At 59.5% G+C, this 13,194-nt stretch carries 12 protein-coding genes; 8 read left to right on the forward strand and 4 right to left on the reverse strand.

Annotation, left to right across the window (positions count from 1 at the left end; genetic code table 11):
• Positions 1 to 120: 120 nt before the first annotated feature.
• Both ETC27_RS15080 and ETC27_RS17310 read right to left on the reverse strand, forming a co-directional pair.
• A complete protein-coding gene (locus tag ETC27_RS15080; RefSeq protein WP_168709071.1) occupies positions 121 to 1,911 on the reverse strand; it encodes a DUF3141 domain-containing protein in 1,791 nt (596 codons plus the stop codon).
• Positions 1,912 to 1,930: 19 nt separating this feature from the next.
• Positions 1,931 to 2,095, reverse strand: coding sequence for a hypothetical protein (locus tag ETC27_RS17310; RefSeq protein ID WP_168709072.1), 165 nt, complete (start codon positions 2,093 to 2,095; stop codon positions 1,931 to 1,933).
• Between the two features lie 481 nt (positions 2,096 to 2,576).
• Between ETC27_RS17310 and ETC27_RS15085 the strand changes: the two genes are divergently transcribed.
• The 8 genes from ETC27_RS15085 (at position 2,577) to ETC27_RS17610 (ending at position 9,956) form a co-directional block, all read left to right on the forward strand.
• The gene (locus tag ETC27_RS15085) at positions 2,577 to 2,930 is read left to right on the forward strand and encodes a YHS domain-containing protein (RefSeq protein ID WP_112056319.1); all 354 of its coding nucleotides are present in this window, start codon (positions 2,577 to 2,579) and stop codon (positions 2,928 to 2,930) included.
• Positions 2,923 to 3,267, forward strand: coding sequence for a DUF5676 family membrane protein (locus tag ETC27_RS15090; RefSeq protein ID WP_205742485.1), 345 nt, complete (start codon positions 2,923 to 2,925; stop codon positions 3,265 to 3,267). Before ETC27_RS15085 ends, ETC27_RS15090 begins: the two co-directional genes overlap by 8 nt.
• Before the next feature lie 3 nt (positions 3,268 to 3,270).
• Positions 3,271 to 3,945, forward strand: coding sequence for a methyltransferase family protein (locus ETC27_RS15095; RefSeq protein WP_112056318.1), 675 nt, complete (start codon positions 3,271 to 3,273; stop codon positions 3,943 to 3,945).
• 175 nt (positions 3,946 to 4,120) lie between these two features.
• Complete coding sequence (locus tag ETC27_RS15100) at positions 4,121 to 4,375, forward strand: SHOCT domain-containing protein (protein ID WP_205742484.1); 255 nt, start codon at positions 4,121 to 4,123, stop codon at positions 4,373 to 4,375.
• Positions 4,376 to 4,466: 91 nt separating this feature from the next.
• The gene (locus tag ETC27_RS15105) at positions 4,467 to 6,938 is read left to right on the forward strand and encodes a copper-transporting P-type ATPase (RefSeq protein WP_175070158.1); all 2,472 of its coding nucleotides are present in this window, start codon (positions 4,467 to 4,469) and stop codon (positions 6,936 to 6,938) included.
• Between the two features lie 116 nt (positions 6,939 to 7,054).
• Positions 7,055 to 8,125, forward strand: coding sequence for a YncE family protein (locus ETC27_RS15110; RefSeq protein WP_136255821.1), 1,071 nt, complete (start codon positions 7,055 to 7,057; stop codon positions 8,123 to 8,125).
• A gap of 226 nt (positions 8,126 to 8,351) precedes the next feature.
• Positions 8,352 to 9,680, forward strand: a complete 1,329-nt coding sequence (locus ETC27_RS15115; RefSeq protein ID WP_240724949.1) for an APC family permease — start codon at positions 8,352 to 8,354, stop codon at positions 9,678 to 9,680.
• Positions 9,681 to 9,698: 18 nt separating this feature from the next.
• Positions 9,699 to 9,956 carry a hypothetical protein gene (locus ETC27_RS17610; RefSeq protein ID WP_240724943.1) on the forward strand — a complete coding sequence of 86 codons (258 nt, stop codon included), beginning with the start codon at positions 9,699 to 9,701 and terminating at the stop codon, positions 9,954 to 9,956.
• Positions 9,957 to 10,356: 400 nt separating this feature from the next.
• Here ETC27_RS17610 and ETC27_RS15125 read toward each other — a convergent pair whose 3' ends face one another.
• The gene (locus ETC27_RS15125; RefSeq protein ID WP_112056311.1) at positions 10,357 to 11,721 is read right to left on the reverse strand and encodes an NADH-quinone oxidoreductase subunit N; all 1,365 of its coding nucleotides are present in this window, start codon (positions 11,719 to 11,721) and stop codon (positions 10,357 to 10,359) included.
• Positions 11,721 to 13,190, reverse strand: a complete 1,470-nt coding sequence (locus ETC27_RS15130) for a complex I subunit 4 family protein (RefSeq protein ID WP_136246727.1) — start codon at positions 13,188 to 13,190, stop codon at positions 11,721 to 11,723. The genes ETC27_RS15125 and ETC27_RS15130 overlap by 1 nt, the downstream gene beginning before the upstream one ends.
• Positions 13,191 to 13,194 lie beyond the last annotated feature (4 nt).

Consider the following 13,194-nt stretch of genomic DNA (forward strand, 5'->3'; position numbering starts at 1 on the left):
AAGCGGTGGTTCTCGCAGGATACCCCTGCCGGATGCCTTGGCCCATGACTCGCATCAAGTACGGCTGGCGCAGGGTGTGAATGACCTCGATCTATCCATTGGCCCCTGTAGGGCCGCGACTCATCGGGCTGGGCGACGGCCATAGAGCCCCTTGAACACCATCTCGAAGACGCTGTCGCGACTCGTGCCGGCAAGCGTCAGCGTCGAGGTGATCGCCTCGCTCATCAAGGTCTCCCATTGCCGATAGGGATTGTTGCTATCGACCGGCGTTGGCATGGTCTCCACTATCTCGGCCAGCCACTTCACGCTGCCCATCCAGGGCGCGAACCGCTCCGAGAATATCAGCCGGCTGGTCCGCGCCGGATGCAGTTGACGCAGTGCCTCGGCGGACCAAGGTGTAACGAACAATCGTACCCAGGGCCCGACGAAGGTCTCGTAGAGGGCCACATTGTGCGTGGAAAGTGCTTTTACCTGCTCGAACGCCGGTTCCTGCTCGGGGTAGTCCAGCTCCTCCACGCGGCGCTCCTCGAAGTGCACCTGAAACTGCGGCTTGTGGCAGTCGGGATCGCCGGTGGGGTTGTCGATCTTCATCTCGTAGAGCCCCGGCGCGAGGTCATTCAGCTCGCCGACGCTCTCGAGGATCGCCCGGTGCTCCAGCCGTGCGACCTTGGCGGAAACGAAGATCCCCAGATGGCCGACATGCGGATTGAGCAGATAGATGATGCGCTGGCCAGCGGCCTTGAGTGCCTCGGTGTCGGGGTACACCGCCGGGACCCAGTTGAGTGCCTGGTGGGGCGGGGTGATGTTGTCGCCGCTGGAGGCGAAGATCACCAGCGGGTTGCGGATGTGCTTGAGGTCGACGGTACACCCCGGGCAGATCTGCAGTTCACCACGCTCAAGCTTGTTGCCGATGAACAGGTTTTCGACGATGGCGGTGATCTCCTCCTTGCTTAGCGTATAGAAACCCGCCCACCAGCGCTCGAACGCCAGGAACCGCTCGCGCTGGCCGTCGATGTCGGCAAACAGCTGGTAGTCTTTCTGCCACAAGGTATTCGCCGGCTTGAGGCTCTCGAAGTTGGCGGCCAGATGGGCGCCGTCGAAGCGCCCGTCTCCTAGGTCTGCTATCAGGTGGGTCAGCCAGGCCCCTCCCAGCAGCCCGCCGGCCAGGCGCATGGGATTGACCCCGGATTCGCCGGACCAGTAGGACAACGGCGAGCCGTTGAGAACTGCCGGCCCGACCAGGCCCTCACAGTCTGCGGAGAGCAGGACGATGGCCCAGCCCGCCTGGCAGTTGCCGTAGAGCACCGGCGGCTTGCCGGGGTGACGCTCCCCCAGGGTCTCGACGAAGCGTCGCAGGACATGCTGCACATCCTCCAGAGTCTGCCCGGCAACGGGCTCGGGGAAGAAGATCACGAAGTAGACCGGGTGCCCCAAGTGGAGCGCCATGCCCACCTCGGAGTCGCGCTTGAAGCCACCGATGCCGGGCCCATGACCCGCGCGGGGATCGATGATCATGACCGGCGGCTTGCTCTCGTCGAGACAGTCCTCCAGGCAGTCGTCGCCGACCCGGGTGATGCGCAGCAGGGCATAGTTGGCAGGCCGCGCCAGTTGCCGACCATCGAGGATCATCTCGTAGTCGAAGTCGAGCAGTGGCGGCTTACCCGCCTGCTCATGTTCGAGCATTTTATCGGCGCGCTCACGCAGGGTATCCAGGTAGCGCAGACCGCGCCGCCACAGGTCGCCCTGATAGGCGAGCAGTTCCGTTGCTGCGTTGCTTGGGACAGTAACCTCATCTGGACCGGGTGCGGCCATCTGCTCGGGCAGCTCTTGTGATGCTGCCGGTTGGCGCTTGCGCTTGCGCTTGGCCCGGCGGACCGTTGGTGCCTTGTCTGTCGCTGTGTTGGCGGTCATGGTGACTTGCCTCTCGGTATTAGGCTGTCATTGATTGGGGGTCGACGCCGATCTTGACTCGAGCCTCGGACAGGAAACGGTAAGGCGGAACCTCCAGATTGATCGGTGTTGGTTCCGTCGTGAATGTCGCCCCTATGCAACCTCCTACCTTCGACGCGCCGATGAGAAAGCGTCGTTGTTTCATGATCGCCTCCTGGAATCGAGAGCCGTCACCACTCTGAGGGCGGCACGCAGAGATGCTCGATGAGACACCTCTTACTGTCTTTTTTTAGTGTAGAGGGCGAAGCTGAAACCAGGCTGAGTCCAGTTAGCTAGGCCTAATCGTGCGGTGTTCGATCACTTGCTTTGGCACCCGCCGCCCCTGACTGCACTGACTCACGGATAAGCCTCGACAGGCCGCGCGGTCACAGGCCGCTTACGGTGACCGCAGAAGAATGGGTGCCTCCGATCGCTAGATAGGGACGGGAGAGTGATACTCGTCGGGAGTCGAAGATCAGCATTCAGCATCGATTCAGCTTGGCGGGATACGCTTTCTAGGGATAAGAATCGCATCGCAGTACGTGACATCTCGTTCTGCTTGCCTCTTGGGTTGCCCATAGGCCTCAGACTGGCATCGAGCTCGCTGGCGTCCAGCGGTGAGGCGTTGATGATAAAGGAGAAGGGCGATGAACGAACTGGTGTATTTCATGCTCTGGGCAGGACTCATCTTCCTGATGATGCGCTTCGGCTGCGGTGCTCACGTGATGGGGCATGGCCGTGACAAGGGCAAGCATGGCGAGGTGGCGTCAGAGAGCCGGGCGGCCTCCGAAGGCCCGCGCTGGATTCCGCCAGCCGAAGACGTGGATCCTGTCTGCGGCAAGACCGTTAGCACCGAGAAGGCCAAGCCGAGCGTCCACGACGGTTCCGTCTATTACTTCTGTTCGCGTGACTGTCGGGAACGCTTCGAGGCAGCGCCCGAGCAATATGTCAGCCCGGATACCGAAAGTCGGCCAGCCCAACTGGAGAACCAAGATGCCTGACGTCGATCCAGCTCCGATGGCCAAGCCCAGGTCGCGTCATGGCACGCCCTTGCCGGGTCAAGCCGCGCCGCGGATTCCCGTGATCGCACTGGGGATGAGCCTGGGGCTATTTCTGGCAGTGACCTTCATCCTATGTGTCGGCTTCGACTTGCTGTTTCCCGACCAGGCGATGTACGAAAGCTGGTTGCGATTCCTGCCTGGCTTCACCTGGTTGAGTTGGCCAAGTTTTTTCCTGGGCCTGGCTGAAAGCTTCGGCTACGGCTGGTACGTGGCCCTGGTCTTCGGCCCGCTCTACAACTTCTTTGTCACACGCCTCCACCGGCACAGCGGAGCCTAGGCTATGAACGAATCCATCAATCATACCGGGGCCTGGGGCCTCGCGCTGATCGTCATCGTCTTGGTGTCCTGGTTCTTCTATCGCTATTTCGCACCGAAGAACTGGCGCGAATGGGCCGGTGCCGGCGCGGTGCAGGCCTTCATCATCGCGCTCTACGCCGAGATGTATGGCTTTCCACTCACTATCTATCTGCTGGTGCGTTTCTTCGGCCTGGATAGCGAGTATGTTAGCGCCAGTCTCTGGTCGACGCTGGTGGGGCTGGGAGAAACCGGCATGCTTGTCTCCATGCTGCTCGGTTATGGACTGGCGTTTACCGGTATCGGGATCTTTATCCAAGGCTGGCGGCAAGTCTACAAGGCACGGCGCGAGGACCGCCTGGTTACCGGAGGACTGTATGCCCTCGTACGGCATCCGCAATACACGGGTTTGTTCATCGCCTTGTTCGGTGAGGGGGTGGTGCATTGGCCAACGCTATTCTCGGTTGGTTTGTTTCCGTTGATCGTAATCACCTATGCCTGGCTGGCCCATCGCGAGGAACAGCAGATGCTGGCCCATTTCGGTGACGCCTATCGCGCCTATCAGCGGAGGGTGCCGATGTTCATTCCTCGCTGGGGGCAGTGGCGAACGCTAGCCGATGGATCACGTATTTCTCATGATGAGCAGGCAGGGCGGCACTAAGAGCTCTTGCCAGAATCCCGGAGTAGCGGCCACTTAAGTCCGAAATGCCATGATCCAGGCCGAACGTTGACCGAAGTCGAGAGCTGCATGCGTTCGCCTCTTCAGCTTGACCCTTGGGCAACACACAGGTCTTAGCCTGACATCAGAGTGCCTCATGACGAAAGGAGATCCGACCATGTGGGGCGATATGATGGGGTATATGGGCAACGATGGCTGGGGGCATGTGCTCTTCGGCGGGTTCATGATGGTGCTGTTCTGGGGCGCCGTTATCGCCTTGGCCGTTTTCTTGGTACGTCGCCTGAGCCGGGGGCGGGGCGACGCCATGGACCCGCCCCGGCCAACGGCACTGGACCTTCTTCAAGAACGCTATGCCCGGGGAGAGATCGACCGTGAGGAATACGAGCAACGCAGGAACGATCTGCGTCATTGATGGATCTGCATGAGCACCATGGCGACAAATCGATCACGGAACAGGCGATCCTGAGATTCCATCTGCCAATGAAGGCGACGGAGACGATTCCATGAAACAAGATCAGCACGACCATTGTCACGGGCATGCATCGCATGATGTATCAGCACGAGGCAGTGGCGAGACGGACCACGTCTCTGCCGGCTGCCAGGGAGACCACCAGAGTGTCGACCAGTACATCTGTCCGATGCACCCGGAGGTGGTGGCCAACCAGCCGGGTGACTGCCCGAAATGCGGCATGCACCTCGTGCCCGTGGTAAGCGATGACCCAAAGGCCCTCGCCGGCCATGACGATACTGTCCACGACCAGTGTCACGAGCACGAGGCGGACCATAATGCCAACCATGAGGCTAGTACGCCGGTGCGTGGCGGCAAGTACGACAAGGTGCCGGCCGGGCATGCCGGCGCCGTCTACACTTGCCCGATGCACCCCGAGGTGCGCCAGACCGCCCCCGGCGCTTGCCCGTTGTGCGGCATGGGGCTGGAGCTGGAATCGTCGGCGGTCGGCGATGAGGGGCCGAATCCCGAGCTGATCGACTTCACCCGGCGCTTCTGGGTCGCGGCCATCTTCACGGTCCCGTTGCTGGTGCTGACGATGTCTCCCTTCCTGGGCCTCACGGCGATCCGCGACGTTTTCGGCGAGCGCACCACGCTGTGGATCGAATTCGTCCTGGCGACGCCGGTGATCCTGTGGTCGGGCTGGCCGTTCTTCGTCCGCGGTGTCAACTCTTTTCGGACGATGAATCTTAACATGTTCAGCCTGATCGCCATGGGAGTCGGCTCGGCCTATCTGTTCAGCATCGTCGCGCTGCTGGCGCCGGGCATCTTTCCCGAGGGCTTTCGCGACGAGAGCGGCAATGTCGGCGTCTATTTCGAGGCCGCTGCGGTGATCGTCGCGCTGGTCCTGCTGGGTCAGGTGATGGAGTTGCGCGCCCGTGAAGGCACCGGCAAAGCGATTCGCGCGCTGCTGGACATGGCTGCCAAGACCGCGCGGGTGATCCGGCCCGATGGCAGCGAAGAAGAGGTCGCGCTGGATGACGTGCAGGTGGGTGATCACCTGCGGGTGCGGCCGGGTGACAAGGTGCCGGTGGACGGCGTGGTGGTCGAAGGCCGCTCCTCGATCGACGAGTCGATGATCACGGGCGAGCCGGTGCCTGTGGAAAAGGTCGACGGCGACAAGGTCACCGGGGCCACGATCAATGGCACCGGCAGTCTGGTCATGGAAGCCACCCGTGTCGGCGCCGATACCATGCTCAGCCAGATCGTCGAGATGGTGGCAAATGCCCAGCGCTCCCGCGCGCCGATCCAGAAGTTCGCCGACAAGGTGGCGGGCACGTTCGTCCCTGCGGTGATCGGCGTCGCCATTCTCTCCTTCATCGCCTGGGCGATCTGGGGGCCGGCGCCGGCGCTGTCCTATGCGCTGGTCTCGGCGGTGGCGGTACTGATCATCGCCTGTCCCTGTGCGCTGGGCTTGGCCACGCCGATGTCGATCATGACGGCCACCGGGCGCGGCGCCCAGCTGGGAGTGCTGATCAAGAATGCCGAGGCGTTGGAGCGTTTTGCCAAGGTCGATACGTTGATGGTCGACAAGACCGGCACCCTGACCGAGGGCAAACCGAAGCTGGTGGCGGTGTTGCCGGAAGAGGGGCATGACGAGGCCGAGGTGCTACGCCTGGCGGCCAGTCTGGAGCGCGGCTCCGAACACCCGCTGGCCGAGGCGATTGTAGGCGGCGCCGAGGAACGTGGGGTGACACTCGCCGATGCCAGCGATTTCGAGGCCGTGACCGGCATGGGCGTCAAGGGTGTGGTCGACGGCAAGCCGGTGGCGCTGGGTAATGCCAAGCTGATGGCCGAACTGGGCCTCGACGGCGGCAAGCTGTCGGACACCGCCAATGACCGCCGTGACCAGGGCGAGACGGTGATGTTCGTCGTCCTCGACGGCGCCATCGCGGGTCTGGTCAGTGTCGCCGACCCGGTGAAGGAGACAACGCCCGAGGCACTGAAGGCGCTGCACCAACTGGGCTTCCGCATCATCATGGCGACGGGCGACAACGAGCGGACGGCGAAAGCGGTGGCTGGGCGACTGGGCATCGACGAGATCCGCGCTGATGTGATGCCTGAAGACAAGGCCCGCATCATCCGTGAACTGCAGGAACAAGGCCGCAAGGTGGCGATGGCGGGCGACGGGGTCAATGATGCCCCCGCCCTGGCTCAGGCCGATGTCGGCATCGCCATGGGCACCGGCGCCGACGTGGCGATCGAAAGCGCAAGCTTCACCCTGGTCAAGGGCAATCTCGACGGCATCGTGCGGGCCCGCAAGTTGTCGCTGGCCACGATGCGCAACATCAAGCAGAACCTGTTCTTCGCGCTGATCTACAACGGGGCCGGCGTGCCTGTCGCGGCCGGGGTCCTGTTTCCGTTCCTCGGTATCCTTATCTCGCCGATGTTCGCCGCCTTTGCGATGAGCGCGTCGTCCTTGTCGGTGGTCACGAATTCGCTGCGGCTGCGTCGGGTGAAGATCTGACCATGGTCGAGGACAAGCGCTAGGACTTCTTCTCGGGACCCAACAACTAAGTGCTGTGTGGGCATCGCCCCTATGGGGCCTACGTCCCGCGGCGTATCCAGCAAAGAGGTGCCAGCATGGAACGCAAATCAACGAAGCAATGGCTCAACGCAATCGTGGCAGGGGTCATGCTGGGCGCATCGATGGCCGCGATGGCAGCCGGTAGTCGCGCCTTCGTGCCGATGGGCTCGGCAGATGCCATTGGCGTCATTGACCTGGAGAGCTACCAGGTGATGCCCTCCATTCCGAATACCCTCAATACGCACGGTTCTGCACTAACGCCGGACGGTCGCTACCTGATCGCCGGCAGCCTCACACCACGCGATACGAAGGAAAACGTCAGCCCCCCGGAGGGCGTGACGGAAGACGAACATGCGGCCCATCACGGTGGCGGAGAAAAGTCAGCGGCCAATCAGCAGAACACCGGCGTGCTGTATATGGTGGATACGACCACCAATGCCATTGTGCGAAAGCTGGAAGTTCCCGGCCCGGTTCATCATGTGCTGGTGACGGCCGATGGTCGCTATGCCGTCTCGACTCATCCCATGGGGGGCAGCATCAGCGTCGTGTCGCTGGATTCCGGAAAGCATATCCAGACGGTGGCAACGGGTCCGAATCCGAACTACGTCGTCGAAAGCGAAGACGGTCAATCGCTGCTGGTCAGCAACGCGGGTAACGGGACGGTCAGCGAAATCGACACTCAGCACTGGTTCGTTGAGCGAAACCTGCGTGTCGGCGGCAGCCCGGAGCATATGGTGCTCTCACGCGACAATCAGCGGCTCTATGTCAATGATGACTCGGCCGGACGCGTCGTCGTGATCGATCTGCCTGCCGGCAGCGTGACGGGCGAATATGAGGTCGGCGATGCCCCCCATGGTGTCGGTCTGAGCCCAGATGGGCAAATCCTCTACGCGACCAGCCAGGGCGATGATCGGTTAGTCCTGATTACGCTCGACGACGGGACTCGGCAGAGTATCACCCTGTCCACGGCCCCTTACCATCTGGCGGTGGTACCGGATGATGGCCGGCTGCTTGTCACCAGTCGTGAGGAAAGCAAGCTCTGGGTGCTCGACCCGGCTTCTCTCGAGGTTCTATACACCATTTCGCTCGATGGAATAGGTCACCAGATCTCACTGGACACGCGATAGAATTATTTCTTCTTACGATCGAGAAGGATTCATGGCAGCTAGCGCACATCAGGGGGGCATGGCCAGGCCGGTTATATGCCATCGATTGGGTGTGGCATGAATCGTCGCATGGCTGACTGGCATCTACTGCGTGATCGAGAAGGGGATCGGCCTGTACTAGATCGGCACGGGAACCAAGCATCGATGAGACGCAAGGTGAACTGCTAGGAGAAAGATAATGGAGCCAATGGATAGAACGCCACAATATAAAAAAGATAGCCTGTCTCTGGTCGGCGCGATTGCTTTAGGGACCGGGGTCATGATTGGAGCTGGCATATTTGCCTTGACAGGACAGATGGCCGAGATGACGGGAGCGCTTTTCCCTCTTGCCTTCTTGTCATCGGCACTAATCGTCTCCTTCAGTGCCTACTCCTATGTGAAGATGTCTAATGCCTATCCTTCGGCAGGTGGGATCGGCATGTATCTGCAGAAAGCTTATGGATCGACGCTACCTACCGCTTTTCATGCGCTCTTGATGTATTTCTCCATGGTGATCGCTCAGAGTTTCCTGGCGAGAACCTTCGGGTCCTACACACTTGAACTCTTCGATCTAGGAGATAGGTCTCTGTATGTGCCTCTACTGGGTGTGGCGCTGCTTATTTCTGCATTCTTAATCAACCTCACCGCCAACAAGTTGATCCAGGGCGTTGCATCAGTAATCGGGTTCATAAAAATTGGTGGGATTCTATTGTTTGGCGTCGTCGGTGTCATATTCGCCGACTCCGTCGGTATGGAAACCTCGGCATCGGCTCCTGAGGGGTCTTTTACAGGCTTTCTGGGTGCGACTGCGTTGGGTATTCTGGCCTTCAAGGGGTTCACGACGATTACCAACAGTGGCTCAGAGATAAAAGATCCCCATCGCAATGTCGGCAGGGCGATCATGATATCGATCGGTTTTTGCGTCGTTATCTATGCGTTGGTGGGGTTTGCAGTAGCGAGTAACTTGTCCCTGACGGAAATCATCGAAACTAAAGACTATTCACTTGCGGCTGCTGCGCGGCCGGCTTTTGGAGAGGCCGCCGTTTGGTTTACCGTCATTCTTGCCATGCTGGCCACCGCGGGTGGCATCATTGCCAGTATATTTGCAGTCTCACGTATGTTGGCAATGCTGACGGAAATGGAACTGGTGCCGCATCGTCACTTTCATATGCCAGGAAGTATCCAGAAGCATACCCTGGTCTATACCGTCGTGCTTGGTTTGGTTCTGACGGCATTTTTTGACCTTAGCCGTATCGCCGCACTTGGTATCATCTTTTACTTGATCATGGATATCGCTATTCATTGGGGGGTGTTGCGTCATCTTCGCAAGGAAGTCGGTGCCAACCCAATCGTGCTGGTTATTGCGATACTGCTGGATGCCGTCGTGCTGGCAGGCTTCCTTTGGGTAAAAGCGACGACAGATCCCCTGGTGCTGATAGTAGCATCGGTTGTCATGGCGGCTATCCTGGTTGGCGAACGTCTCTTTCTGTCTCGTAAAGAATCATCAAATCACAGCGACAATATGCATTCCCACTGATTTCAGAGGAGCAGGATCATGGAGGTAAAAACGTTTGGTGATCTGGTCGACTGGACACGCCAGCTTCATGAGAATCTGGCACGCTGTCTTTCTCATTGTGCCGATCATAATGAAGAAGAGCGTGCCAGGATGCTGCTTACTTATCTGGCGGATCATGAGAATGAGATGGAATTTGTTGTCAGAGAGTTCAAGCGTCGAGCCGACCCCAAAGCATTGAATACCTATATATATGATCATCTGGAACACAAGCCCGATCCGTACGCATCGAACCTGTGATGCACCCTATGCTGCGCTGGGTTTCAATGAGATCTGCCGGGAAATCTTCGATTTCCATGATCAGGTGACGGACCTTTATCGCAACCTCATAGGTAAGGCAGAAATTCCTGAAGCAAAGGAATTACTCGAATCCCTTCTTGAGCTGGAGCAACACGAAGCAATGCGCCTTGTTCGTCAGACGGGGAGGATGGATGATCTGTGAAATTGCCGGGTTATAACTACATAGACCCGTGAGCCCGACCTCCGAAATACTGCTAACCTGCTGATGCGCCTATAAGGAGAGGCGCAGCTATAAGAAGTTTATTGTCCTGAGTCCAGGTGTCAAAGCCTAAAGAACGATACCTAGATGCTCCGTCAGTCCGTGAGTCTATGGTCTCGGACGTTTTGATAGCGAGTCCGATCACGTCGCCAGTCCCGCTAGAAAAATCTGAGCGGCCAGTCCGATGATCAGTGTGGCGGCAAACGTGATCATGACCACGATGCCGGGCCATGTGCCCGGTGAAATGGTTGTCTTTTCCGCCGTCCGGTACATTGGCACTACGATGCGTAGATACACCGCGAGCGAGAGCACGCTGTTGACGATCGCTATGATTGCCAGCCAGGTGAACTGGACGTCGATGGCAGCAGCAAAGAGCATGAATTTGCCGACGAAGCCGGCCAGCGGCGGAATGCCGACCAGCGACAGCAGGAAGATCACCATTGCAATACCCATAATCGGCCGTGCACGTCCCAGCCCGTCAAAATCGTTCAGAGTGCGCCCGGTTGCGGCGGCAACCGCGAAAGCACCCAGGTTCATGGCCGCATAGGCGGCGGCAAACAGAATGATCGATGGTAGTGCAAGCTCACTTGAGCCCACCGCCACAATGCCCAGAAGAAAATAACCGGACTGGGCAATCGACGAATAGGCCAGCAGCCGGATGACGTTGTCCTGCACCAGTGCAGCGAGATAGCCATAGGTCATGCTGAGAACCGCGAGGCCCGCAATGACGGCAGTCCAACCGGTTTCCGGGGGCAGGTCACGAACCACCTGCGTTAGCGCAAACAGGGCGCCAACCTTGGGCACTACAGACAGATAAGCTGCAATCGAGAGGGGCCCGCCCTCGTAGGCATCTGGCGCCCAGAAATGAAACGGAACCAGCGATGCCTTGTAGCCCAGACCAACAACAACAGCCACGAACCCGAGAATGACAGCCATCGGCATCGTATCCATCCCCGGCAGATCGGCAATCAGTGTGGAGCCCGAAGCGCCGAACCAGTAACTCAGGCCGAAAATCATGATCGATGTGGTGACCGAAGCGAATACAAAGAATTTCATCGCAGCTTCGGTCGCCGGATCAGTATCCGGATAGGCAACCAGGGCAAAGGTGGCCAGGCCGGTCAGCAGTGTACCCAGTACCAGGAACATGGTATCCCCTGCCCCTGCCAGAACCAGGGCGCCGAGGGTGGCAAAGATCAGCAGGCTATAGACCGTACCTTCGCGGGCGCTCCCCCGAACATCCACCCGCGCCAACAGCATCGAAAGCACTGTAGCAGGCAGCAAAATAAGCTTGGCCCAGATGCTCAGAGCATCGATTCGAAAGCTGCCTCCAAACACCGTTGTGTCTGTGCCCAGCAGGCGCAGGGTCAGCCCCGTGGCAACGAGCAAGCCGATGACGGCGACAGCCAGCGAAATTCGGGGCCGGCGCAGCATTTCCGCGATCAGCGCACCGACAGCCGTCAACAGGACGGCAATTTCCGGGATTAATAATGCGAGATCTCGACCCATTACAGCACCAGTACCGATGTGGTCCGGTGAATGATGTCCAGCACCCAGGACGGCGCAACACCTGTGGCGACAGTGAGCACCAGCAGGGGCGCCACAGCGAGAATTTCGCGCGGGCTCAGATCCGGCATTTTATTCCAGCGCTCCCGGGGCTCACCCAGAAAGGTTTCACGCAGTGCCTTGAGAAAGGTTCCGGCGATAATGGCAATGCCCAGAATCACGATAACGGCAATGGGAGTGGTACCGAGAGTCGCGAGGAATATCTGGAACTCAGCCGGGAAGTGCGCGAGGCCCGGGAGACCCAGAGACGCGAAAGCTGCCAGCACAAAGAGCCAGCCAAGCAGCGGAACTGTTTTGAGCAGGCCACCAAACTCGCTCATTTCGCGGGTCTGGGCGCGCACCTGGATCATGCCCACCAGGAAAAACAGGGCACCGGTGACCAGACCGTGACTGAACATCTGCAGCACGGCACCGTCCAGAGCGGTGGCACGCACGGCAGGATCCAGTGTTAGCGCAGCCGCGGCGACGCCGACGATCACGTAGCCCATGTGGTTGACTGAGGTATAGGCCACCAGGCGCTTGAGATCCGTCTGTGCCAGGGTGGCAAAGGCGCCGTAAATCGCGCTGACGACACCGAAGAACAGAACAACGATTCCGGCTTCGCGGAAAGCGTCAGGGGTCATTTGCAGGGCGAAGCGCACAAGCCCGTAAGTCCCGAATTTCAACATGATGCCAGCCAGGATGACGCTACCAACGGTCGGCGCCTGAACATGGGCTGCCGGCAGCCAGGTATGCAACGGTACGGCGGGAATCTTGACCGCAAAGGTAATCAGCATGGCGATCAGCGCCCACATGGCCGCCGCCCCCTCCAGCGGAGGATGGGCAATCCAGGCCCGCATATCGAAGGTAGGATCAGGGCTGCCGAGGTAAAGCCCCAGAATAGCAAGCAACAATGGCAGGCTGCCCAGCAGGGTGTAGATAAAGAACATCAGCGCTGCACGTTGCCTGTCTTCGTGTCCCCACCCTGCGATCATGAAATACATCGACACCAGGGAAACTTCAAAGAACACATAGAACAGAATCCCGTCCAGCGCGGTAAAGGTACCGATTGCCGTGGTCTCAAGAAGCAGGACCAGGGCCACGTAGGCCCGCGGGCGATCGCGAAGCGACGAGGCGTAGATGAGTGCAACCAGGAAAAGCACGGCACTCAGTAGCACCAGCGGCAGGCTTATGCCATCAACCCCGACCCGATAAGCGGCGCCGATGGCCGGCATCCATTCCAGCTCTTCAACCTGGGAAAAGCCCTCACCACTCACCCCCTGCAGCCACATGGCCAGAGCGCCGACCAGAGTCAGGGCGGCACTGACGATCGCTATGCCATGCACTGTCCGCGCCGTCGGCTTCGGCAAACACAGAATCAGCACGGCGCCGGCGAGAGGCAAAAACAAGGTCAGAGATACGAGTGGTATCATGAAT

Origin of the sequence: Onishia niordana, assembly GCF_004798965.1 — a bacterium.
GTDB classification, from domain to species: Bacteria; Pseudomonadota; Gammaproteobacteria; order Pseudomonadales; family Halomonadaceae; genus Onishia; species Onishia niordana.

What these genes read in the sequence shown, in the direction of transcription:
- ETC27_RS15130 (WP_136246727.1), bottom strand. Translation starts at nt 13,190, where the DNA reads ATGATACCACTCGTATCTCTGACCTTGTTTTTGCCTCTCGCCGGCGCC.
- ETC27_RS15080 (WP_168709071.1), bottom strand. Translation starts at nt 1,911, where the DNA reads ATGACCGCCAACACAGCGACAGACAAGGCACCAACGGTCCGCCGGGCC.
- ETC27_RS15105 (WP_175070158.1), top strand. Translation starts at nt 4,467, where the DNA reads ATGAAACAAGATCAGCACGACCATTGTCACGGGCATGCATCGCATGAT.
- ETC27_RS17310 (WP_168709072.1), bottom strand. Translation starts at nt 2,095, where the DNA reads ATGAAACAACGACGCTTTCTCATCGGCGCGTCGAAGGTAGGAGGTTGC.
- ETC27_RS15085 (WP_112056319.1), top strand. Translation starts at nt 2,577, where the DNA reads ATGAACGAACTGGTGTATTTCATGCTCTGGGCAGGACTCATCTTCCTG.
- ETC27_RS15125 (WP_112056311.1), bottom strand. Translation starts at nt 11,721, where the DNA reads ATGGGTCGAGATCTCGCATTATTAATCCCGGAAATTGCCGTCCTGTTG.
- ETC27_RS15110 (WP_136255821.1), top strand. Translation starts at nt 7,055, where the DNA reads ATGGAACGCAAATCAACGAAGCAATGGCTCAACGCAATCGTGGCAGGG.
- ETC27_RS15115 (WP_240724949.1), top strand. Translation starts at nt 8,352, where the DNA reads ATGGATAGAACGCCACAATATAAAAAAGATAGCCTGTCTCTGGTCGGC.
- ETC27_RS15100 (WP_205742484.1), top strand. Translation starts at nt 4,121, where the DNA reads ATGTGGGGCGATATGATGGGGTATATGGGCAACGATGGCTGGGGGCAT.
- ETC27_RS15095 (WP_112056318.1), top strand. Translation starts at nt 3,271, where the DNA reads ATGAACGAATCCATCAATCATACCGGGGCCTGGGGCCTCGCGCTGATC.
- ETC27_RS15090 (WP_205742485.1), top strand. Translation starts at nt 2,923, where the DNA reads ATGCCTGACGTCGATCCAGCTCCGATGGCCAAGCCCAGGTCGCGTCAT.
- ETC27_RS17610 (WP_240724943.1), top strand. Translation starts at nt 9,699, where the DNA reads ATGGAGGTAAAAACGTTTGGTGATCTGGTCGACTGGACACGCCAGCTT.